The organism is Psychrilyobacter sp. (genome assembly GCF_049671765.1).
In the GTDB taxonomy this organism is placed as follows: domain Bacteria; phylum Fusobacteriota; class Fusobacteriia; order Fusobacteriales; family Fusobacteriaceae; genus Psychrilyobacter.
This window is the reverse complement of record NZ_JBATVM010000284.1, coordinates 1-23,103: the sequence shown is the minus strand read 5'-3', so window position 1 is coordinate 23,103 and position 23,103 is coordinate 1. Positions and strand designations below refer to the sequence as shown.

At 29.5% G+C, this 23,103-nt stretch carries 21 protein-coding genes; 9 read left to right on the top strand and 12 right to left on the bottom strand.

Annotated elements, in window-relative coordinates; genetic code table 11:
• Window positions 1-76 precede the first annotated feature (76 nt).
• The gene (locus WBG30_RS13405; RefSeq protein WP_424505160.1) at window positions 77-493 is read left to right on the top strand and encodes an FMN-binding protein; all 417 of its coding nucleotides are present in this window, start codon (window positions 77-79) and stop codon (window positions 491-493) included.
• Between the two features lie 374 nt (window positions 494-867).
• On the opposite strand, the gene WBG30_RS13400 is transcribed toward WBG30_RS13405, so the two are convergent.
• From WBG30_RS13400 to WBG30_RS13360, 9 genes are all read right to left on the bottom strand, one after another.
• Window positions 868-1,059 carry a hypothetical protein gene (locus WBG30_RS13400; RefSeq protein WP_424505159.1) on the bottom strand — a complete coding sequence of 64 codons (192 nt, stop codon included), beginning with the start codon at window positions 1,057-1,059 and terminating at the stop codon, window positions 868-870.
• 10 nt (window positions 1,060-1,069) lie between these two features.
• A complete protein-coding gene (locus WBG30_RS13395) occupies window positions 1,070-2,047 on the bottom strand; it encodes an ABC transporter ATP-binding protein (RefSeq protein ID WP_424505158.1) in 978 nt (325 codons plus the stop codon).
• Window positions 2,047-3,012 (bottom strand): ABC transporter ATP-binding protein, encoded by a 966-nt coding sequence (locus WBG30_RS13390; RefSeq protein WP_424505157.1) that lies wholly within the window; start codon window positions 3,010-3,012, stop codon window positions 2,047-2,049. Before WBG30_RS13390 ends, WBG30_RS13395 begins: the two co-directional genes overlap by 1 nt.
• A 12-nt stretch (window positions 3,013-3,024) precedes the next feature.
• Window positions 3,025-3,900, bottom strand: coding sequence for an ABC transporter permease (locus tag WBG30_RS13385; protein ID WP_424505156.1), 876 nt, complete (start codon window positions 3,898-3,900; stop codon window positions 3,025-3,027).
• Between the two features lie 19 nt (window positions 3,901-3,919).
• On the bottom strand, window positions 3,920-4,882 hold the full coding sequence (locus WBG30_RS13380) for an ABC transporter permease (protein WP_424505155.1): 963 nt from the start codon (window positions 4,880-4,882) through the stop codon (window positions 3,920-3,922).
• A gap of 102 nt (window positions 4,883-4,984) precedes the next feature.
• Window positions 4,985-6,658, bottom strand: coding sequence for an ABC transporter substrate-binding protein (locus WBG30_RS13375; protein ID WP_424505154.1), 1,674 nt, complete (start codon window positions 6,656-6,658; stop codon window positions 4,985-4,987).
• A 146-nt stretch (window positions 6,659-6,804) separates the two neighbouring features.
• Window positions 6,805-10,230 carry a hypothetical protein gene (locus WBG30_RS13370; protein ID WP_424505153.1) on the bottom strand — a complete coding sequence of 1,142 codons (3,426 nt, stop codon included), beginning with the start codon at window positions 10,228-10,230 and terminating at the stop codon, window positions 6,805-6,807.
• A gap of 110 nt (window positions 10,231-10,340) precedes the next feature.
• Window positions 10,341-11,669 carry a TldD/PmbA family protein gene (locus tag WBG30_RS13365; RefSeq protein ID WP_424505152.1) on the bottom strand — a complete coding sequence of 443 codons (1,329 nt, stop codon included), beginning with the start codon at window positions 11,667-11,669 and terminating at the stop codon, window positions 10,341-10,343.
• Between the two features lie 2 nt (window positions 11,670-11,671).
• Window positions 11,672-13,057, bottom strand: coding sequence for a TldD/PmbA family protein (locus WBG30_RS13360; RefSeq protein ID WP_424505151.1), 1,386 nt, complete (start codon window positions 13,055-13,057; stop codon window positions 11,672-11,674).
• A 557-nt stretch (window positions 13,058-13,614) separates the two neighbouring features.
• On the opposite strand from WBG30_RS13360, the gene WBG30_RS13355 reads away from it, so the two are divergent.
• The gene (locus WBG30_RS13355) at window positions 13,615-15,150 is read left to right on the top strand and encodes a sensor histidine kinase (protein WP_424505150.1); all 1,536 of its coding nucleotides are present in this window, start codon (window positions 13,615-13,617) and stop codon (window positions 15,148-15,150) included.
• A 3-nt stretch (window positions 15,151-15,153) separates the two neighbouring features.
• Window positions 15,154-15,831 (top strand): response regulator, encoded by a 678-nt coding sequence (locus tag WBG30_RS13350; protein WP_424505149.1) that lies wholly within the window; start codon window positions 15,154-15,156, stop codon window positions 15,829-15,831.
• Between the two features lie 179 nt (window positions 15,832-16,010).
• Here WBG30_RS13350 and WBG30_RS13345 read toward each other — a convergent pair whose 3' ends face one another.
• From WBG30_RS13345 to WBG30_RS13335, 3 genes are all read right to left on the bottom strand, one after another.
• Window positions 16,011-17,024, bottom strand: a complete 1,014-nt coding sequence (locus WBG30_RS13345) for a PfkB family carbohydrate kinase (protein WP_424505148.1) — start codon at window positions 17,022-17,024, stop codon at window positions 16,011-16,013.
• Between the two features lie 2 nt (window positions 17,025-17,026).
• Window positions 17,027-17,647 carry a bifunctional 2-keto-4-hydroxyglutarate aldolase/2-keto-3-deoxy-6-phosphogluconate aldolase gene (locus tag WBG30_RS13340; RefSeq protein WP_424505147.1) on the bottom strand — a complete coding sequence of 207 codons (621 nt, stop codon included), beginning with the start codon at window positions 17,645-17,647 and terminating at the stop codon, window positions 17,027-17,029.
• Between the two features lie 64 nt (window positions 17,648-17,711).
• Entirely contained in the window at window positions 17,712-18,434 is a 723-nt protein-coding gene (locus tag WBG30_RS13335) for a GntR family transcriptional regulator (protein WP_424505146.1), read from the bottom strand.
• Window positions 18,435-18,612: 178 nt separating this feature from the next.
• Between WBG30_RS13335 and WBG30_RS13330 the strand changes: the two genes are divergently transcribed.
• The 6 genes from WBG30_RS13330 to WBG30_RS13305 all read left to right on the top strand — a co-directional run.
• Window positions 18,613-19,278, top strand: a complete 666-nt coding sequence (locus WBG30_RS13330; protein WP_424505145.1) for an RraA family protein — start codon at window positions 18,613-18,615, stop codon at window positions 19,276-19,278.
• Between the two features lie 9 nt (window positions 19,279-19,287).
• Window positions 19,288-20,364, top strand: coding sequence for a mannonate dehydratase (locus WBG30_RS13325; RefSeq protein ID WP_424505144.1), 1,077 nt, complete (start codon window positions 19,288-19,290; stop codon window positions 20,362-20,364).
• The gene (locus WBG30_RS13320; protein WP_424505143.1) at window positions 20,364-21,119 is read left to right on the top strand and encodes an SDR family NAD(P)-dependent oxidoreductase; all 756 of its coding nucleotides are present in this window, start codon (window positions 20,364-20,366) and stop codon (window positions 21,117-21,119) included. Before WBG30_RS13325 ends, WBG30_RS13320 begins: the two co-directional genes overlap by 1 nt.
• 13 nt (window positions 21,120-21,132) lie before the next feature.
• A complete protein-coding gene (locus tag WBG30_RS13315) occupies window positions 21,133-22,275 on the top strand; it encodes a M24 family metallopeptidase (protein ID WP_424505142.1) in 1,143 nt (380 codons plus the stop codon).
• Between the two features lie 5 nt (window positions 22,276-22,280).
• Window positions 22,281-22,685 (top strand): hypothetical protein, encoded by a 405-nt coding sequence (locus WBG30_RS13310; RefSeq protein WP_424505141.1) that lies wholly within the window; start codon window positions 22,281-22,283, stop codon window positions 22,683-22,685.
• 17 nt (window positions 22,686-22,702) lie between these two features.
• Window positions 22,703-23,103, top strand: a 401-nt coding sequence (locus WBG30_RS13305; RefSeq protein WP_424505140.1) for a sugar ABC transporter substrate-binding protein, incomplete at its 3' end; no start/stop codon positions are given.

The window sequence follows — 23,103 nt, the reverse complement described above, 5'->3', positions numbered from 1 at the left end:
ATTTATTTTGTTTTACAAACTTTTTGTAGACTTAAATAATAATGATTTGATATAATATACAAAAGAGGTGAAAAATATGAAAACTTATAAACTAAAAGAAAAAATATTTGAAATATGTCTTGGGCTATTTTTTTTAATAGGAATATCTTTGAGTATCTGGGATAATAACTCTAAAGAAAGTGTAATAGGAACTAGTCAGGGTTATAAAGGTCCCATAGAAGTAGAAGTTACTTTAAGAGATAAAAAAATAATAGGTATAAAAATATTAAAAGAAAATGATACAAAAGGAATAAAAGAAAATGCATTTCGCGGTATTATAAATGGTGTTATAACGAAACAAAGTATTGCAATTGATAGTATTGCAGGAGCTAGCTATACTTCTGTAGGTTTGAAAAAAGCAATTTTAGATGCTGTAGAATCAAAACATATTTTAAATAAAGAAGAAGCACAACCTTACTTAAAAATAACAAGTGATTTTCTAGATAATGATTAAACCTTTATTTTTAAAATATCCAAGAATACCTCCTCATTATCATCCTAAGCGTTTCTAAAACCTTCCCTTTATAATTGTATAGGTGGTTTGCTTAGGAGTTAAACTACAAACCCATTTATCCATTGATACCATTGGGGTTAAGAGGTGATCTTGAAAAACGTCAGTTGATAAGAAAAAACGTCTAATGAGAAGACAAAGTGTCAGCTCACTAGACGTTTTTAGGGTTTAAATAGTGGTTTAATTACAGTGATATCTATATCTCTACTGCAAGTGAACTACTACTTTGAACTCTATAATTTTACTTTTAAAAATAAGCAATAGTTAGTCACAATGTGTATAATATTTATTTTTATTCAAAGTACTTTAAAAATATTTTAATAGAAATAATAAAATAGTGCAGCAAAAGTCAAAACTCCTACTATAAATACACACAGCAAAGGAATTATTTTTTTATAAAGATTCATTATTAAAAAAAATATTTCCTTATTCGTAATGGTTTCCCTATTAAAATCTATATTTTTCTTTTCTCCCTCATTAAATTCCCCATATTTTTTTAATTTTTTCATATCATTCCTTTTATTTCAAAATTTCATCGGCCTTATAACAGGCTATAAAATGTCCATCTCTAATTTCAACCATAACAGATTCTGTATCTCTCTTTTTAGGATCTCTATCATCAATTTTATAGCCCTCTGGGATTTTTACCCATTCTGGCATTTTTTGATCTACATAGTTCTTTGTATTTTTTCTCGGATGGGATTTAGGTATGGCAGATAATAATTTTTTCGTATAAAAATGAACTGGCGATTCAAATAATTTATTTGTTTCTGCTAACTCCACTATCCTACCAAAATACATCACTGCTACCCTATCAGAAATATGTTTTACAACTGACAAGTCATGAGTTATAAAAAGATATGTAAGATCCTCTTCTTTTTGTAACTCTTTTAATAGATTTATTACTTTTGCCTGCACTGAAACATCTAAAGCTGATACGGATTCATCACAGACAATAAATTTTGGATTCAGAGCTAATGCTCTAGCTATCCCTATTCTTTGTCTCTGTCCGCCACTAAATTCATGGGGATATCGACTCAAATGGTTAGGATCTACACCACATCTACTTGCCGTTTGTTTTATATGATCATACAATTCATCTTTCCCCTTCATTTTATGAAATCTAACTGCTTCTCCAATAGTTTGTTCTACAGTCAATCTTGGATTTAACGATGAATATGGATCTTGAAAAATTATTTGCATCTCTTTTCTCAGTTCATTCATCTTCCCCTTGCATGCACCATGGATATTGGTCCCATTGTAAAAAACTTCTCCACTAGTTTTTTCATATAGATTTAACAATGTTCTTCCAAGAGTAGATTTTCCACATCCAGACTCTCCTACAAGTCCCAAAGTTTCACCTTTTTTTATATTAAATGAAACTCCATCCACGGCTTTTACGTGATCTACTGTTTTCCTCAATATACCTTTTTTTATTGGATAGTATTTTTTCAAATCCTTTACTTCTATTAAGTTTATTTCTAAATTTTCACTCATTAATTCACCTCTTTTTTTAGATGAACTCTTAGCTCTCTATTTTCTAGTGTTATCATCTTGGTATCATCTTCATAATAAATCTCATCTGTAATTTCATATTTCCCATCTCTATCTATTACTATGGGATGTCCAATTTTTTCTGGCATAGAATATAGTTCATCACTATCAGTATCTATATTTGGCATAGAATTCATTAGCCCAATTGTATAGGGATGGATAGGATTATCAAAAAGATCATCAATTGTAGCTATTTCCATGACCCTTCCCCTATACATAACTACCACTCTATCGGCTACTTCTGCAATTACTCCTAAATCATGAGTTATAAATATAGTAGAAGTTTTAAACTCCACCTTTATCTCCTTTAATAATTTTAGGATCTCCGCTTGTATAGTAACATCTAAAGCAGTTGTAGGCTCATCTGCAATAAGTAGCTTTGGTTCACACAAAAGTGCCATAGCTATTACGACTCTTTGTCTCTGTCCACCACTTAGATTATGTGGATATCCATTATAAACTCTTTCTGGTCCATTTATTCCTACTTTTTCTAACATACCGATAGCTTTTGCCTTGGCATCTTTCTTGGATAATTTTTGATGAAAAAATAGCACCTCTGTAAGCTGATCTCCAATAGTTAAAACCGGATTTAGTGATGTCATGGGTTCTTGAAAGATAACAGACATGTCGCTTCCTCTCATATTTCTTAATTTATCAGAATCCATAGAAAATAAATTTTTCCCTTGAAACCTTATTTCTCCTCCCTCTATAAATCCAGGAGGCATAGGAACAATTCCCATTATTGCCATAGTAGTAACACTTTTCCCGCTTCCAGATTCTCCTACTATTCCTAGAGTTTCCCCTTCATATAGATCAAAACTAACACCATCTACAGCCTTTACTATAGATTTGTCCTCTTCTAATCTAAAATAAAACTTTAAATCATCTATTTCTAATATTTTATTCATGAATCAACCTCATTATTTTGATTTTGGATCAAGAGCATATCTTAGACCTGCTCCTACTAAATTAAAGCACATTACCGTAACGAATATAGCTATCCCTGGAGTCATCCATATCCACCAATAATGCTGTATTGTGTATATTGATTTAGCTTCATTTATCATATTTCCCCACGTTGCTGCTGTAGGAGAAACTAGTCCCAAGAAAGATAACATTGATTCACTTAATATTGCTCCCGCCATTCCCAATGTTATAGAAATAATTAAATATGACGTTGTATTTGGTATTAGGTGAATAAATATTTTTCTGGTGTCACTGAGGCCTAATGCCTTTGTAGCCAACATAAATTCCTGTTCTCTAAGGGTTAAAAGCTGTCCTCTTACCTGTCTAGCTATTCCTGTCCATCCCACTACTCCCAAAACCATCATAACCATATAGATATTGGGCCCTGTTATGGCTATCAAAGTAATAAGTAGTACCATTACTGGCAGCACATTGATTAACTCTATAATTCTCATGATAATATCATCAATTATTCCACCGTAAAACCCTGCTACACCACCGATCATTACTCCTAATGTTGTAGAAATTCCTACTGCTACTAAACCAACTGTCAATGAAATTCTACTTCCATATAAAAGCCTAATAAAAACATCTCTTCCAGACTCATCTGTTCCCAAAAGATGATTTCCTCCTGGTGAAAATGGTGAACCATTAATTAAGACATCCATATCTATATCATCTGGACCTATCCCTAAACCCCTTGATATTAAAGGTGTTAAAAGTGCAAGAAGAGCAATTATGCCCAATCCTGTCAGTGCTATTACTGCTATTTTATCTCTTTTAAATCTCTTCAGCATAATTGCTAAAGGAGATTTTGATCTATTATCCATCATCTCTCTCCTTTATTATTTAGTCTAACTTTACCCTAGGGTCTACAACACCGTAAACAATATCTGATATCAAATACCCTAGTAACATCAATGTAGCAAAAAAAATATTAGTTGCCATGATAAGAGGATAATCTCTAAAAGTTACTGCTCCTAAAGCTATAGTCCCCATCCCAGGCCAAGCAAACATACTCTCGATAACGATACTCCCTCCAAATAGTCCTCCTAATATTCCTGAAAACATAGTTACTATAGGGATCAGAGTATTTTTAAATGCATGTTTATAAATAACAGTTCTTTGAGGAAGTCCTTTGGCTCTTGCTGTCCTTACATAATCTTGGCTCAGTACATTTAACATAAATGATCTGACAAACATAACCATCCCTGCAATACCAGTACTTACCATAACAATAAGTGGTAGAACTGCATGGTGGAGGAGATCAAAGAAATAGGCCATTCCTGTATATCCAGCACCTGCTGTTATCATCCCAGAAAATGGAAATATTCCATAGTCCATAGCTAGTTTTTTTATAACCAATAAAGCTATAAAAAATGATGGGCATGATATCCCTGCTAGAGTTATTAAACCAATAATCTTATCAATATAAGTGTTATGCTTCACTGCTGATATAACACCTAATGGTATAGCAATTAAATTTGATATAATAAGTGCTGGAACTGCTAGTATAAAACTATTCCACATATAAGTTTTTATAACTTCAACAGCTGATTTACTATATTGGATTGAATAGCCTAAATCTCCGTGAATTGCTGACCATAACCAATAAAAATATCTTTTATATATTGGTTGGTCCAATCCATATTGTGCTCTTAATTTAGCCAGTATAGCTTTTGTCATATTTGGATCCATCTGGCTTCCAACAGGATCTCCAGGTGCAAATGCAAATATTGTATATATCATTGCTGACATTACAAACAATAAAAAGATTGATACTATGATTCTTCTAATTATGTACTTTAACATCTTATCCCCCAATTCCTAAACCTTTTTTAGAGTATAGATCTTATATCTAGTCACAATATTTATTTTCTATAAAAACTAAAGGTCTGTTTTTTTAATATTTTTTTAATTTTCAAGCTTTAAAGTATCTGTTCTAGTCGCTTCATATGGGTCTATACCATTCATATAATCTAGACCACTTATTCTCTTATTTATTCCTATAACCTTTGTTGGACTAGTTAAAAAAATATAAGGTAGATCGTTATTGATCTCTTTCATCATCTCGTCGTAAATAACCGTTCTTCCATCTATTGTCAATTCTGCAAGTCCTTCTATACATAATTCATCAACTTTTTTATTCGAATACCCTACAAAGTTACTTCCTCCGCCTGTTTTAAATAAATTAGATTGATCAGGATCCGCAATTGTACTCCACGCTAACATAACAGTATCAAATTTTGGTCCTTCACTTTGAATATCTTTGACTATTGCATTAAAGTCTACCAATTGGATATCTACATCTACACCTATTTGTTTCCAGTTTTGCTTAATTAGAGCTATCAATGTTTTACCTGTAGAAGTCTGTCCACTAGAAGCGGATGTTTTCAAGCTAAAGGCTAATTTTTCTCCATTTTTATATCTAAATCCATCATTTTCTAACTTCCATCCATCATCTTCTAACATCTTTTTAGCTTTTTCAGGGTTATATGCATAATCATTTACATTTTTAGAACTAGCCCAATGCTGAGGAACTAATGGCTGATTTACTACTTTTGCATACCCTTCCAATACTTTAGTTGCATATAGTTCTCTATTTAATCCATAGGTTAAGGCCTGTCTTAGGGTTTTATCCTGAAACTTTTCTTTCCTTAAGTTAAATCCAATATATGAGTATCCTTCTGGAGCAGTTTTTTGAAAATCAACTAAATTATTAGAAGAAGCAATTTCCTTTTCCTTACTCTTTCTTCCGCCTATTTCTGCTATATCTAATTCTCCCTTTGCTAGAGCTGGGGAGACAGAATCGCCCGGAATATACCTTATCACTATTTTTTTTACTTCTGATGAACCTTCATGATAACCTTTGAATCTATCTAAAACTACATATTCTCCTGGCTTATATTCTGTTAATTTATATGGTCCTGACCCTAATGGAGTTTCATTTTTAGTTAAAAATTCAGTCTTATAATCTTCTGATTTAGCATATTCATAGTAGTGTTTCGGTAATATTCTAGCTACAAAGTTATTGAGAGATCTAGCATTTGCCTCTGCCATATTAAAAATAACTGTATATTTATCTGGAGTTTCAATACCTTTTATATATCTAACCTTTCCATCTGCTACATCTTGAAATCCCTTTATAGAAGCTGATGAAAAGGCTTCTACTCCATCATATTCTGGTCTCGCATACAAACTATATGTAAACTTTACATCTTTAGATGTAAGCTCTACCCCATCCTGAAATTTTACCCCTTTTTTTATATGGAAAATATACTGCATCTTTTCCTTATTATATTTATAATTTTCTACTAAGGTTCCAGGTTTAAATTTAAAATCATTTCCATAACTTAATAATGTTTCAAATATATGAGCATTTACCCTACCATCAAAATGAGTTGTTGCAATGGCTGGATTAAATTTACCTTCAAATTTTCCTGTTATTGCTAAATTAAGTGTTCCTTTTCTTTTTTTAGCGGGGTTTTCGACTTTTTTATTTACAGCTACTTTGTTATCTATTTTTTTGTCGTCTTGTCCGCACGCAATTAAAGCTAAGACCATTAAGCATAATAATATCTTTTTCATTTGTTCCTCCTCATAAAATAAGTCAACTATATTTTAACTAATTTTTAATCTATAAATCATTTTTTAATATTTTTTAAAAAAAGAACTCTCTAAAAAAATGAATAAATACTTTTAGAGAGTTCTAGATTTTTTTAAATTATTTTATATTAGAATCTTAATTTAACACTTACATACCAGAAATCTGTATTTGAAAGATTATCATTTGTAAAATCAGCTATATAAGTATTTCCTACTGAAAGACCAAATGAAGCCGAATCATTATATAAATTTCCATTTAATGTTGCAGATGGATTTATAGTAATACCATGTCTAAATTTTTTCTCTTTTTGGGGTGCATTTTGTGCTAGGTATAGAACGTTTTGAAGATTTGAACCCTTATACTTATCTACGATTACTTTTGCTTTTGGATCAAGTTTAAAGACATCTTTAATTAGTTTGTCTAACTTTGCATTTGGGAATACTATCTCCCCCATTCCAACTTTTGTTATCATTTCAATCATCTTTGGATCTTTTGCTCCCAGACTACTAGCAATCTTTGCTCCTAAATTATTTAAATATGTAATATCTGATTTTATTTGAGTAGCACTTCTCCCACCATAAGCTGCATAAACCTTAGGAAAAGCTGATTTCCATTTAGATAATATAGAAGCTTGTTCATTGTAGTCTTCATCCATAAATGCAGTATACGAATAACCCAATCTCAGTTGAACATCATTCAAATATACCATCCCAAAATCACTACCTTTCTCAATAGGTATTCTATAATTCATATCACCATATATTTTACTAGCAAATCTAGCATTGGTTATAAAACTTTTAACATCGTCACTGTTCCCTCCAACACTTGAAAATCCAAGCCCAGATGAAGAAAGTTCAGTTAAAGAAGAACTATTATCTGTAAAAGTTTTAGGAGCAAAATATAACCTAGTTCTAAGTTTTAGGAAACTCAAACTATCAATATATGGAATATCAGATTTTATATCTCTATCTACATAGAAATAATTTGTCCCGCTGTTTCCATCATGTGACTTTTTATTCTTAATTACCATTCCAAATTTAGTTTTAGCGTCTCCAATCAAAAAACTAGAAGTTTTGTCATATCCAAATTCTAGTTCAACTTTATCTGAATAAAGTTTTTCAAAATTATCCATCGTATCATCCTGTAGATCTCCACGTGTGTGAACTGAAAGGTATACAGATTTATCTATAGCTGAAATATTAAATGGAATTGTCAAGTACATCTCATCAATATGAGTTCTATTCTTATTTCCCTGGCTATCTTTACCATCAATACTTTCTCCATGTGCTAAATATTCTGAATGAAAATATCCAAATTGAGAACCTGAAAAAGCACTAAAATTATGAATAAGCCCTAAATTATACTTGTCAGTCTTATATCCTGATTTAGCAGAAGAAAAATAAATTGGTACATTCGTTTCTTTTTGGTTAATTCCTACTTTTTTGGGTTGAACAACACTCTTAATTCCGCTATAATGACTACTTTCCTCATAAGAAAGTATCAATCGAGTATTTACATTTGCTGAATTAAAAACAACTCCTACACCTGAATTTGAAACTGTAATTGACGGTTTAGTTAAGTCTGGAAAATAAAATCCTTTTACTTCCTTTTCTTTATTAGCTTTTAATTCATCAACTGTTACTGTAGTTACGATATTAGGGTTGTATGCTTTTCCATAATCTCCATACAATTCATTATTTTTTGTTTGTCTTTCTTTTCTTTCTTTTTCTAGCGTCAATAAATTCTTTTCATCATTTACAGCGTATTTCATCTCTAATTGACTGATAGAATCTCCACTAGTTGTAAAGTTAAGATAAACTAATTTTTTATGTTCCACTGAAGATTTTTCCTCAGACTTTTCATCGTCTTTTGAAGAACCTTTAGTTTCTTCTTCTGTAGTTATTACCACAGGGTTAGTCGCATTATAAAGAACATTTGTTAACTTAGTTACTTTATCACTATCCAAATCTTTTTTATAAACATTATTTGCTTCTTCCCCAAAATTATCTGTAAAATATAAAGATTTTCCATCTAAATATCCACTCTTACCATTAGCTAAAAATTCTATTTCTTTAGTTTTTGGGTCTAATAAGAATATTTTACTTCCTTCTTCTCCTCCTACTTTCGCAACAAATAAAATTTTATTATTTCCAGCGTCACTTAGGCTACTAATAGAAAATTTATTTGGTTCTAAAACTACTTGATTAGATAAAGTACTGATTCCAGATACTCCATGTTGAAGGAACGTATAGTAAATTTTTCCATTAATGTTAACAAACTTATCTGGTCTAATTAGATCTTTTAATAAAGTTTGTTCACCAGTCTCTATATTATATCGATACGCTATATTATCTTCAGAGCCTCTAAAAGTACTTTTCTTTGGATTTGAGGCATAATAAATATTATTTCCTTTTATTGCAGGCTGATTTCCAATTATATCTGTAGCAAAACTATAATCTTTTACATCTTCATAATTAGGATTCCCTTTATCATCAAATGGAATTTTTAAAAGTTTTAACCAAGATCTTTTATGTCCAGCCTCAAAACTAGCATCTTCTCTTTTTTCAATAGAATATGTCCAAATATTATCTCCATCTTTAATAACTTGCGCATTCCATGAATGATTATCAAATATAGATGGTCCTTCTACTAAATCACCTTTTACATCATCAACTATTTTTGCTAAATATCCCATCCACGCTTTGTATAATTGATCTGCATCTAAATTGGCTATATGACCAAATGCACTCCCTATTCCACCAACTTTATGAGAAGAATAATAATCAATGGCTTCTGACACTTTTTCTACACCGTAAGTTTCCAAATAAAATCTCATAAAACTATTTCCATATTCATAAGGTCTATTATGATACGTTGGTCCTAACCCTCTAAATTTATCTTCATTTAGATCTCTTTTCGCAATAGCTATAAATGCTGGATCAAATGTTCTTCCTCCACCTTTTGATATCATACTCTCTACCAGTACTGCCATTCCTTCTGTCCACCATCTTGGGATAGCGGTATCCAAGATTATTCTATCTGACATTGGAATATACTTATTGATACCATTACCTGCCATCTTATAATCTAATAATTCATGAGTTAGTTCATGAGAGAATAAATAAGGAATATAATCTTTGTATTCGTTAGTTATTGCTCCATTATTAGTTATAAACAAATGTATTCCGAATCCTGTAGAAAACGCATTGGAATTATCTTGAGTATCCATAACATAAACTTTGATCTCTTTTGGCATTTCCATTTTAAATAACTTAGACTCTACTTCTGCTATTTGATCTGCCACCCTAATTAATTCTTGAGCCTGTTTAACACTGTTTTTATCGTAATATATTTTAAAATATTTGGTCTGATAGATTTTTTTTCTCTCGAAAGAATCACTCGCTGTACTTTTTCTTTTAATTTTAGAATTTGTAGGTTGATTTTGAGTACTAGATTTGTGCTTTGTGTTACTGTTTTCTAATCCATCAGCATAAATTGTACTACTCAAAACAAACAATGAAGTTAACATAAATTTCTTACTTTTTAAAAACATTTTTTCCTCCCTAGTTAAATAATATATATTCAGTCTATATCTCTATAGATTAAAAATTAAGTAAATATTTTTAATAATAACGAACTAATTTTAAACTGGTATAGTTATTTTTATTTCCCTGATATACTCAGTTCATTTATAAATAATGATGGGGCCCCTACACCTGAACGACTATATTTAAAATCATTCCCAAGATCATTTACATCTTTTAATATCTCAAAGAAATTTCCAGCAATAGTTATTAAATTGATAGGCTTGCTCAACTTTCCATCTTTAACTAAAAATCCCTCTGCTTGTAAAGAAAAATCTCCCGTAACTGGGTTTAATCCTGCATGAATTCCTGATAAATCATCTATATATACTCCATTCCCTACCTTGGTAATGAGTTGTTCTAGAGATAGTTTCCCATTTTCAATTGAAAAGTTAGTTGGCTTAACATTTACCAGTCCTTTAAATCCTGCTTTAAATCCATTCCCAGTACTCTCTATTCCGTCTTTTTTGGCTGTTTTTCTATTATGTAAGAAAGTTTTTAGTATTCCATTTTTAACAATAATTTTATTACTTGCCGCTACTCCTTCATCGTCAAATGGTGTTGAACGAGGAGCAAAATCTACTAACGGTTTATCTGTTATAGTAATATTTTCAGAAAATATAGAAGTTTCTAATTTCCCTTCTAATCTAGACATTCCTTTTTGAACATTTTCAGCGGAAAAACTAGTACTCATAACTTCTAATAGATCAGCTACAATTTCATTTGAAAGAAGAGCTTTATATTTCCCAGAATTTACTTTCCCTCCACCCAATTTATTTGTTGCATTTAAAGCTACCAATTCAGCAAACTTTTCTATATCTATACTGTCAATATCATTAGTTAAGATAAAATCTCTATTTGTTGTGATTTCATCCTCTTTTTTAGCTACAACATCGCAGTAAATTAAAATAGAGTTATTCATTTTTTCTAAATTTAAATTTTTTGAGTTAATTATTTTTGTTTCACTTTCAGTCTCAATAAAAACTATTTCTTCAAGAGTATCTATATTTTCATAACTTCTTATCTTTTTTTCTATTTTTTTAAGTAGTTCAATTTTAGTAGAAGTTTTTATATTCCTTATGCCCTCATTAAAAGTTTTTACTTCGGGATAATTTTTACTCCCTTCAAATAATGAAAACTCCTCACTTGTTTCTATAATTGAAGCATTTAATATTAATTGGTCCAACAAGTTAAGAACTCTTTCTTCTGAAATCTCTTCTGTATATACAAAACCTAATTTTCCATTATATTTTCCCTTTAATGAGATACCCGAAACATCTGAAACTTTATATTCTTCTACTTCAGAATCAAATAATTGAATAGAAGTCGAACTCTTTCTAGAAAAATAAATTTCTAACTCCTCTATATTTTTCTCTTTAGCTCTATTAAATAAATTAGTATAGTTCATAACTATTTTTTACCTCCTACTATAATGGATGAAATTCTTATTCTAGGCTGTCCTACGTCAGCTGGAATACTTCCACTGACTGATCCACACATTCCTTGAGCAAAAGATAAATTATCTCCAACCATATCAATCTTATGTAAAATCTCAGGTCCACTCCCAATTAGAGTAGCTCCCTTTACAGGACTCGTAATTTTCCCGTTTTCTATTAAATAACCTTCCCTCACTGAAAAATTAAAATCTCCAGTTGTAGTATCCACACTTCCACCACCCATTGATTTTGCATATAACCCAATTTTTATACCTTTTAACATATCTTCTAAAGTAGAAGTCCCAGGTGCAATAAATGTATTTGTCATTCTAGATGTAGGAGCAAATTTATATGATTCTCTCCTTCCAGAACCTGAAGATTTTTCTTTCATCCTTCTAGCTCCTAATTTATCTATCATATATCCTTGCAAAATTCCATCTTTTATTAAAACATTTTTTTGTGTTTTATTACCTTCATCGTCAATATTCATAGAACCCCATCCGTTAGAGATAGTCCCATCGTCGATAGCAGTTACACAACTACTAGCTATTTTTTCTCCTATTTTGTCTGAAAATATAGATAATTTTTTAGCCACAGATGTAGCTTCCAAACCATGTCCACAGGCTTCATGAAATATTACTCCACCAAAACCATTTTCCATAATAACCGTCATCTCTTTACTAGGGGCATCATCGGCAGATAAAAGTATCATAGCTTGTCTAGCTGCTTCCTTTGCAATTTCTGTTACATCTATATCATCACTAAACAATTCAAAGCCTTTTTGACTTCCTTGACCACAGAAGCCAGTTTGTACGTTTTCTCCATCCTTAGCAATACATTCCACAGCTATTCTAGTACTTACTCTAGTGTCCTTTGTATTTAATCCTTCTGAATTAATAATTTTAATATTTTGCACAGTCTCAAAATACATCACTTCTACCTGGGTAATCTTTTTATCATAATCTCTTGCTACTTTATCTATTTTTTTTAACAACTCCACTTTTTCTTTCATAGGAACTGTGTTTGGCATCCTTTTGATCTTATGCTGATTTACTTCAACTACAGCTTCTCCTATTTTTACATCTCTTGAAGTCGATTTTGTTTCCAGTGAATCAGCTAACTTTTTTGTAATCAAAATTAAGTTCTCATCACTTAAATTATTTGTGTACCCATAAACTACATTTGAACCATCTAAAATTCTTATTCCAACTCCAAATTCATTTCCAGAAACAACTTTTTCTATCTTCTGTGATGATAAAGTGAGTGAAAAATTATTTTTTTCTTCAAAAAATATCTCTGCAAAATCTCCACTTTCCAAAGCTGTCTTAAAAATTTTCTCTATAATTTGCCTCTCCAACATAAAATCCTCCAAAAGCTAATTCACGATACTATAATAATTTATTTTTCCATTTTTCCGCCACTAAGAGACTAATGTATCTAAAGATTATACAATCTTTAGCCATTTATTTGAATATTAAGGAAATAAATAAAGGAATAAACTAAATAAGTTAAATAAGTTAAATAAGTTAAATAAGTTAAATAAACATAATTAAACTAATGTAATTTGGTATTAAAGTTTAAAAGTGATTAAAATTGCAAAAAGAACTACACATAATATTAATTTAGATATTGAATAATCATATCTTTATTTTGGTATTATAAAACTAAACAGAAAAATGAAAGTCTATTATTGTAAATAAGTGATTTTGATAAAAAAATTGGTGAAGAGAGTGACATAAAAAAGACTATAATCTATTAGATAATCCTTTAGCTAAAGAGTTCCCTAAAAAAATAAATGTGAACTTAAATTACGAAACAAAACATTATTAGTTATGATATAATATTATTTCAATGAAAAATAGTGAATTATAATTACAAAATCATATTTTATTATTAAGAGTTACTTAAGGAGAGTTTATGAAATTAGAAAAAAAAATAACAGTGCATATATCATTATTAATATTAGTTGCTATGATTATTTTACAATTTATATTTTTTAAAAATATTTATAAACTCATAAATACTAATAATAAAGAAGTTTTAAATCTTTATTCAAAAGCTTTAGCCGCTGATCAAATTATTGGAGAAAATTTAGCGTCGAAAAATAAAACATCTATAAATGAACATATGTTCACTATTTCGTCAAAATTGACTGATTTGAATTCTATAGTCATAACTGATTCTAGTGGGGAAGTTTATTTCTATAAAAATAAGGAAAATAAATCACAATCGCATATGAATTATAAACAGATATTTCAAAAGGTTACTTCTAATAAATATAAAACCTTCGAGAATAATTATTTGAATAATTCTTTTCAAAAATTTAGGCCAATAACATATAAAAATAAATTAGTTGGTATGGTTGGACTAAAAAGGCTTCACACAAAAAATAAAGAATTTAGAAATCTATTTATTGAAGAAATAATCATTGGGATTATTTTAGTATTCATTATTGCTATTGTATTAGGTATATATCTAGCAAAAACCATTAAATCTGAAATCTTTGGGTATGAACCCTTTGAACTTGCAAATATTCATAATGAAAGACAATTAATTTTTAATAACCTTAATAATCAAATTTTAACTTTAGATAGCTATGAAAATTTAAACCAAATAAGTGAAGAAACTATCCCTAAATTTAATGAACAAGATTTCCAGACTTTAAAAGAGTTATATAATGAAGTCCTTATAAGAGATGAATCTCATATCTTTAATAGACAAATAATTCTATCTAGTAAGAGAGTCTTTGTAGATTGTATAAAAATAATTCAAAATAAAAATAAAACTGAAGTTTTGTTTATAGTAAAAAAAGAAGAAAGAATAAAAAAAATCGCAGAAGAAATAACAGGAGTAACTCAGATAATAGAATCTATGAGAGCTAATGTCCATGAATTTAAAAATAAAATACATGTAATTTCTGGATTATTAAAATTAGAAGAATATGAAGAAGTTCAAAAATATGTTTCAAAGATAAGAATAAAATTAGATGAAGAAAATGATGAAGTCCAAAACATTGAAGATCCTATTATAAAAGCACTACTTTTAACAAAAATAAGTTTAGCTAAAGAAAAAGAAATATGTTTAAATTTACAAAAAGGCAGCAACCTTATGGAAAAGCATAACAATATTTATTCAGATGATCTTATCGTTATAATAGGAAACTTAATAGAAAATTCCGTTGACTCTCTTAATCTATTTAAAAATAGAAAAAAAGTAATAGATATAAAAATATCAGAGACTAAAAATAATATTTTTATATCTATTACTGATAATGGAGAAAAAATAGTTGATTCACAAAAAATATTTCAAATGGGTTATTCTTCAAAAGGGAACAATAGAGGATCTGGATTAGCTTTAATTAAAAATTTAGTCTCACTATATCACGGTAAAATAGATATTGTAGAGGAATCTGAGCAAAAAACGTTTAATATTTTATTAACAAAGGAGGGATGACAAATGATAAATGTTGTAATTATAGAAGATGATCCCATGGTAAGTATGATCACAAAGAAAATAATTAATTCTGAAAAAGAATTTAATGTTACTGAAACGTTTATTAAAGGAAAAGGTGTAGTTGATTATCTTTTAAATAACGATGTTGAGCTAATTATACTAGATATGTATCTTCCAGATATGGAAGGTTTAGACATTTTAGAAAAATTGAGGGAAAAAGAAATCAATGACAACAGAATAGAAGCTATTTTTGTCACTGCTTCAAATCACAAAGCTCATATTGAAAGAGCTTTCCATTTAGGTATTGTAGATTATTTGATTAAACCATTTGAATTTGATAGATTAAAAAAAGCTTTAGAAAGATATTTAATCAAAAAATCCACTAAAAAATTAAAAAAAGAAATTGTTACACAAAATGAAATTGATTCATTTTATCATAAACAAGAAAATAATAAATCAGAATTACCTAAGGGTATTAGTGAAAAAACTTTAGAAAAAGTTTTAAATACTCTTTTGTCAGATCCTACAAGAGAATTTTCTTCTAAAGACGTTGCAAAAGAATTAAAAACAAGTAGTATCACAGTTAAAAAATATTTAGATTATTTAGCTGGAAAAAAACAAATTAAAAGTAATATCTATTATGGAACAGTTGGAAGACCTGAAGTTAAATACAAAATATAAAACCTTAATTCCATTGGTACTATTGGGGTTGAGAGGGGATTTTAAAAAACGTCAGCTGATAAGAAAAAACGTCTAATGAGAAGACAAAGTGTCACCTCACTAGACGTTTTTAGGGTTTAAATGTTACTTAAATTATAGTGACTTTTAATCTAAAATATATTATCTTATCTTATAAAAAACTATCTTTTTACATCAAAACTATCTTTTTTAAATAATTCTTCTACTTCTGCTAGTTTTACTAAAGTAACATCCCCTGAAATAGTATGCTTTAATACAGATGAAGCAGTAGCAATATTTATTGTATAATCTATCTCTTTTTGCATAGCATATCCACATAAAAATCCTGCTGTATATGCATCCCCAGTTCCTACTCTGTCTATTATATCCACTTCATAGGATTTAGATCTATAAATAGTTTTACCATCATAACAAATCCCTGCATAGGTATTATTAGAAGCTGATTTTACATCTCTAATTGAAGATACTATGTATTTAAAGTTATATTTAGAATTTACCTTTTGATATAGATCTTTATAATACTCTAAAAGATCTATTTTCTCCAAAGGTTGTTCAGGAACAATTCTCAAAATATTTGTAAAATCTAAGTGTCCTGCAAATGCAATGTCTACATACTTTAAAATCTCATGGATCTTCTTCCCTGCGTCTTCTAAACTCCACAGTTTACTTCTATAGTTAAAATCAAAACTTATTTCCATCCCAAGTTCTTTTGCTTTTTTCATAAAAGCTTTGGATATCTCAAATCCATTGTTACTTATCCCCAATGTAATCCCAGAAAGATGTAATATATCCCATCCTTTTAAGATAGATTCAATCTCAAAATCAGAAATTAAAGCTGTAGAGATAGCCGAATCTTTTCTATCGTAGATAACTTTACTATTTCTCAGAGAAAATCCATTTTCTAAAAAATATATCCCGACTCTATCTCCTCCACGAACAACAGAACTAGTATTTACTCCAAAGCTTCTCAGATGATTTATAGCCGAATCTCCTATTTCATTATTTGGAAGTTTACTAACAAAAGCAGTTTCAATACCATAATTAGCTAACGCAACTGCAACATTGGCTTCCCCTCCTCCATAATTAGCTTGAAAACTAGGAGTTCCTAAAAACTTGTCTCTATTAGGGGGTGATAACCTTAACATAATTTCGCCTAGAGTTATAATTTTTTTCATCTCTACCCCCTTGCTAATCTTACTTTTTCAACAAATTTTTTAGCGGTTTCTTTTATTTGTTCCATTGTCCCATTAGTTAATTGTCCGCCAACTCCTACAGCAATAACACCATTTTTTATCCATTCGTCTACATTTTCAAGGTTTACACCACCTGTAGGCATTATATTAATTTGTGGTAATGGAGCTTTGATACTTTTTATAAACGAAGGTCCAAAGGCACTTCCAGGAAATAATTTTATTATGTCACAACCTGATTCCATAGCCTTTATCATCTCGGTAATTGTCATACATCCTGGCATATAAGCCACTTGATATCTATTGCATAATTTAGCTGTTTCTATATCAAATCCAGGAGATACTATATACCTAGCTCCTGCCATAATAGCTATCCTGGCAGTTTCACTATCTAAAACTGTTCCTGCTCCCAATACAATATTATTTTCTTTTGATAGTTTTTTAATAATTTCTGTAGCCATAGGATTTGTATAGGTAACCTCAATAGCTGTTATACCTCCAGCAATACATGCTTTGGATATATTTACAGCATCTCCAATAGAATCTCCTCTTATTACAGCAACTACACCTACATCAGATATTTTTTTTAATACTTCAAATTTTTTCAAACTATGCCTCCTTTATACAATTTTTTAATCATATATACAACATTATTATTTTAGTCATAAATTTTTAACATAACTCTGATTTATTCATGAACAGATCAACTTCTATAAAGTAATTTAGATTATTTTTAATTATGTTATTATATAAATTCCTAGAATCACCCAAGTGAAGCCTCAATATTTCAATAGTTGAACTTTTAATCTTTTTAGAGATCATATTATATATCTCTATATGATGGTTATACATTTTATTTTGTGTAAGATTTCCTTTTAAAGCAATAATTCTAAGTCTATCATACTGAATTTGATATGGTTCTAACATTTTCCAAACATATTCTTTATCAACACTTTCATAGATTATTTTGTGAAAATTATTATCACATTTTATTAGTTCAAATGAGTTATCATCGCGTTTAAGAAGATATTCTTGCTGTCTCAAATTTTCAAGTAACTTGTCTAAAAAAATTTGATCAATTGATTCAATAGATAAATTTAAAACTTTATTTTCAACAGTTTTTCTGAGAAACAAATAATTGTATACTTCCTTTAAATTAATTTTTGAAACATATGTTCCTTTTTGTGGAATAATCGTAACTAAATTTTCTTTAGACAATTTTATCAATACTTCTCTAGAGACAGTTCTACTAATTTCAAACATTTCCCTTATTTTAATTTCTGATAGCATATCTCCAGGAAGCAGAGAACCTTCGATAATATTTCTTTTAACTGTTAGGTAAGTCTTTTGGGCAACGGTAATATCTTTACTTTGAATACTTTTAAATAATTTCATAAGTGCTCCTTTATATAACATTTAATTTTATATGGATTTGGCATTCATAATGTTCTACTATAAAATATTATGCTTGACTATTAAACATTTTTCTATTATACTCAACGTATAACTTGTATGACTAGTGTGACTAGTACAGTTTAACATAATATTATATAAAATAACAAGGAGGTTTTTTTTGAAAGAATGGACTAATGACAGAGAACTTTTCGAACTTTTTAAAAAAGAGTTATACACACCGGTAGTTGGAGATATACTTGATGAATTTAAATATTATCATCAATTTTTACCCCCAGAAATTCAACCAGCTTTATTAGAAATGAAACTCGTAGGAAGAGCTATGCCTGTAAATATGATAGATGTTTATGGTGAACAAAAAGCCCCATTTGGCCTACTTACAGAAGCACTAGACCAAATTGAAGAAGGAGAAATTTATATTGCTCATGGCGGTAATAAAAGATGTGCTTATTGGGGTGAAATATTAACTGCTACCGCAAAAAAAAGAGGTGCTAATGGTGCAATTATAAATGGATATCATCGTGATACACCAAAAATGTTAGAACAAAATTTCCCTGTATTCAGTTTAGGAAGATATGCTCAAGACTCATCTGTTAGAACAAAAGTTATTGATTATAGATGTTCAATAGAAATTGGAAAAGTTTGGATAAATCCAGGAGATCTTATCTTTGCAGATTTAGATGGTGTCCTTGTTATCCCTAGAGAAGTTGAAGAAATTGTGGTAAAAAAAGCTCTTGAAAAAGCCAGAGGAGAAAAATTAGTTAGAAAAGAAATTGAAAATGGGATGAGTAGTACTGAAGCTTATAAAAAATATGGAATTTTATAGGAGGAAAAAATGAAACTAGGTTTAGGTTTATATCGAAATATGTTGAAAAAAGATTATTATAAATTTGCTAGACAGTGTGGTTGTACTCATATAGTTGTTCATTTAGTAGATTATTTTAATAGTGAGGTTGGGGTTCTTCCTACAACAGATAAAAAAGGAAATTGGGGGCATGCTGTTGCAAATGATCCAATTTGGGAATATGAAAATTTGTTAAATTTAAAAAAAGAAATAGAAGCAAATGGTTTAAAAATTTCAGCAATAGAAAATTTTAGTCCTGGTGATTGGTATGATGTATTATTAGATGGTCCAAAAAAACATGAACAAATTGAAAAAATAAAAACATTAATAAAAACAGTTGGAAAAGTTGGAATACCAGTTATAGGTTATAATTTTAGTATTGCTGGTGTTTATGCACATATCAGAACTACTGCTGCACGTGGGGGTGCTGAAACTGTTATATTTGATGGTGAAAATTCTGCATGTAAAGAACCTATTCCTAAAGGTGAGGTTTGGAATATGGTATATGATGAAACTGATTATAAAGAATTTGTTGAAACCGTATCCCAAGATCAACTTTGGGAGAGGTATGAATGGTTTTTAAGAGAAGTTATTCCAGTTGCTGAAAAAGCAGGTGTAAAACTAGCTTTACATCCTGATGACCCTCCCGTACCAGTCTTAAGAGGTGCCGCAAGATTGGTTTATCAACCAAAAATTTATCAAAAAGTTATTGATACATATAATAGCCCTTCAAATTCATTAGAATTTTGCATGGGTAGTATCCAAGAAATGTCAGAAGGATGCATATATGATGCTATTGAGAAATATGCTTCTCAAGAAAGAATAGCTTATGTACATTTTAGAAATGTTAAAGGTAAAGTTCCCAACTACCAAGAAGTCTTTGTTGATGAAGGAGATATTGATATGATAAAAGCCTTAGAGTTATATAAAAAGCATAATTTTCAAGGTGTCTTGATTCCAGATCATACACCAGAAATGACTGCTCCAGGTGCTTGGCATGCTGGGATGGCTTACGCTTTGGGATATATGAAAGCTCTCATGAAAGTAATTGATAAAGAGGTGAAGTGATGTTTTCTGTTAAAAACAAAGTAATATTAATTACAGGAAGTACTCGTGGGATTGGAAAGACTTTAGCCATAGAATTTAAAAAAAAAGGAGCTACTGTAATTATTCATGGTCGCTCTGAAACAATTTGTAAAAAGATAGCAGAAACTATTCAATGTGACTTTGTAAGTGGAGACTTTTCTAATGAATTAGATGTTAAAAACATGGCAGAGACTATTTCAATGAAATATAAAAAATTAGATGTTCTTATTAATAATGCTGGTTTTGAAAAGCATAAAAAAATTAGTGAAATGGATATGAATTTATATGATAGTGTCCAAAATGTTTGTGTAAGGTCTCAATATTTATTGACTTCTTTATTATATCCTTTACTTTGCAATAGTGACCATGGCGCCTCTATTATTAATATGAGTTCTATTCATCAATTGGTCCCTGTAAAATCAAATTCACCTTATTGTATGGCAAAGGCATCTATGGAAATGTTTAGTAAAGTTGCCTCTCTTGAGTTTTCTAAAGATAATATTAGAGTTAATACTCTGGCACCTGGAGCTATTAAAACAGATATGAATTCTGAAGTAATTGAAGCAATGGGAGAAAATAATTTTAAAGAATGGATTCCTCTTGGAAGAGTTGGAAAAACTAATGAAATTTTTGGGCCAGCTTTGTTTTTAGCTTCTAGTGCATCTAGTTATGTAACAGGAACAACTTTATATGTAGATGGAGGTTATATTCAAAATTTATTAAGGTACGAAGTGTAAGGAAAGGAGAATTATGACAAAGCAGAATAGTATAGTTAAAATATTAAATGAAAATAAATGTGGTTCTGTCATCTTTTTTAGACCAGATGAATTAGTCATGAGTATTGGGTATTATCCTACTTTAGGAGCTTCTTTTTGTTTATACCCATCCATAGGGAATCCAATTCTTTTTATACCTAAATTAGAGCCACTAACTTTTATTCCAAAACATTGCACAATAAAACGATATTCATGGGGAACTTTAGGAATAAACCCTTGGGATGAATTATCTCATTTAATGAAATTAGAATTAGAAAAATTAAATTTGATTGATGAACCTATAACATATATTAAAGATATAGGCGGAAGTTCCCCTTCTGCCTCTCATGGCGAGGGGATACCTATAACTTTAAATATATTAGAAAATTTATCAAATATTTCAACAAGTAAATATAAAAACATTTCAGATAAACTTATCACTTTATACGATATCAAAAGTGAATGTGATATAAAAAAAATAGAAGTAGTCCATGAAGTAACATCTGTTGCGATTAATACTTTTTATAAAAATTTAAAAGATGGAATTACAGAGGGAGAGTTAGCAGGAATAGTAGAATTAGAAATAAAAAAACAAATGGACTTAAACGAAAAAAAACATGTAACAGGTTGGTGTTATATTCATAGTGGGGAAAATACAATTTATTCTGGTCAATATGCAAAAAGTTCAGGAAAATTAATTAAAGAAAGAGATGTAGTTCTTATGGAATTAGCTATTTGTGTAAATGGATATTGGTCAGATACCACAAGAACAGGAGTTGTAGGCGAAAGTTCTATAGAAATTGAAAAAATCTTTAAAATCATTAACCATTCTCAATATTTAGCTATAGAAAATATGAAACCTGGCATTGAAATGAAAACTATAGATAAAATTGTAAGAGAATATATAAAAAGTGAAGGTTATGAAGAGTATTTCCAACATGCTTTAGGCCACCAAGTTGGATTTAGATACCATGATCCAGGCCAAGGATTAAATCCAGACTCTAGTGGAATATTGAAACCAGGTATGATCCTTACCGTTGAACCTGGTATTTATAATCCTAAATTTGGTTTTGGTATTAGAATTGAAGATAATATATTAATTACAAAAAATGGTTATAAAAATCTTTCTGGGAAGTGATATTTTTGAAAATTTATAATGTTACAAAAAATGGTTATCACCCATTTATTATAAAAGAAGAATGGCAAATAGCTAAGTTAAATTATTCTATTGAACAATCGCTCAACAAAATAAAAAAAATGGAAAAACATATTAATACTGATGAAGTGTTTATTTTGCTAGAAGGAAAAGCAATTCTAATTGAAGGAACATTTACTAATAACTGGGAATTTAAGTTTCATAGGATGGAAAAAAAGAAAATATATAATGTAGAAGCCGGAACTTGGCACAATATTATTTTATTTGAGGATACAGAAACTTTAATTATTGAAAAAAATGCTACACATATAAATGACTGTACTTATAAGGATTTTATTGAAGATGACAAAAAAACATTAATAAGTCAATATTCTAATTATTGTAATTTATGATAGCTAAAGGGGGATTCATGAAAAAAATATTTATTTTATTAGTAATGACTGTTGCATTAATCGGATGTGGTCAAAAAGAAAAGAAGAAAGAAGAAGCTAAACAAAAAGAAATAATCCTTACTGTAATGACATCTGCACACCCATACTTCCAAGGAGTAATCTCTACTTGGGAAAAACTTGCTAAAGAAGAAAATTTTAAGCTCACTATTTTAGATCCTAGATTTGATAACGGAAAACTTAGACAAATTACAGATGACATAATAGTTTCTCACCCAGATGGAGTTGCTTTTGGTCCATTAGAATCAGAAATGTCTGTTAGAATGATTAAGCAAATTAAGGAAGCTGGAATTCCTGTAATAGCTTATAATGTTAAACCTAATGAAAATATAGTTCCTGTAGTTTCTGGCGGAAATTATAT

Excerpts from the sequence above, each read along its gene's own strand:
- WBG30_RS13320 (WP_424505143.1), top strand. The coding sequence starts at position 20,364 with ATGTTTTCTGTTAAAAACAAAGTAATATTAATTACAGGAAGTACTCGT.
- WBG30_RS13315 (WP_424505142.1), top strand. The coding sequence starts at position 21,133 with ATGACAAAGCAGAATAGTATAGTTAAAATATTAAATGAAAATAAATGT.
- WBG30_RS13325 (WP_424505144.1), top strand. The coding sequence starts at position 19,288 with ATGAAACTAGGTTTAGGTTTATATCGAAATATGTTGAAAAAAGATTAT.
- WBG30_RS13395 (WP_424505158.1), bottom strand. The coding sequence starts at position 2,047 with ATGAGTGAAAATTTAGAAATAAACTTAATAGAAGTAAAGGATTTGAAA.
- WBG30_RS13380 (WP_424505155.1), bottom strand. The coding sequence starts at position 4,882 with ATGTTAAAGTACATAATTAGAAGAATCATAGTATCAATCTTTTTATTG.
- WBG30_RS13350 (WP_424505149.1), top strand. The coding sequence starts at position 15,154 with ATGATAAATGTTGTAATTATAGAAGATGATCCCATGGTAAGTATGATC.
- WBG30_RS13365 (WP_424505152.1), bottom strand. The coding sequence starts at position 11,669 with ATGAACTATACTAATTTATTTAATAGAGCTAAAGAGAAAAATATAGAG.
- WBG30_RS13335 (WP_424505146.1), bottom strand. The coding sequence starts at position 18,434 with ATGAAATTATTTAAAAGTATTCAAAGTAAAGATATTACCGTTGCCCAA.
- WBG30_RS13400 (WP_424505159.1), bottom strand. The coding sequence starts at position 1,059 with ATGAAAAAATTAAAAAAATATGGGGAATTTAATGAGGGAGAAAAGAAA.
- WBG30_RS13385 (WP_424505156.1), bottom strand. The coding sequence starts at position 3,900 with ATGGATAATAGATCAAAATCTCCTTTAGCAATTATGCTGAAGAGATTT.
- WBG30_RS13390 (WP_424505157.1), bottom strand. The coding sequence starts at position 3,012 with ATGAATAAAATATTAGAAATAGATGATTTAAAGTTTTATTTTAGATTA.
- WBG30_RS13370 (WP_424505153.1), bottom strand. The coding sequence starts at position 10,230 with ATGTTTTTAAAAAGTAAGAAATTTATGTTAACTTCATTGTTTGTTTTG.
- WBG30_RS13355 (WP_424505150.1), top strand. The coding sequence starts at position 13,615 with ATGAAATTAGAAAAAAAAATAACAGTGCATATATCATTATTAATATTA.
- WBG30_RS13405 (WP_424505160.1), top strand. The coding sequence starts at position 77 with ATGAAAACTTATAAACTAAAAGAAAAAATATTTGAAATATGTCTTGGG.
- WBG30_RS13375 (WP_424505154.1), bottom strand. The coding sequence starts at position 6,658 with ATGAAAAAGATATTATTATGCTTAATGGTCTTAGCTTTAATTGCGTGC.
- WBG30_RS13345 (WP_424505148.1), bottom strand. The coding sequence starts at position 17,024 with ATGAAAAAAATTATAACTCTAGGCGAAATTATGTTAAGGTTATCACCC.
- WBG30_RS13360 (WP_424505151.1), bottom strand. The coding sequence starts at position 13,057 with ATGTTGGAGAGGCAAATTATAGAGAAAATTTTTAAGACAGCTTTGGAA.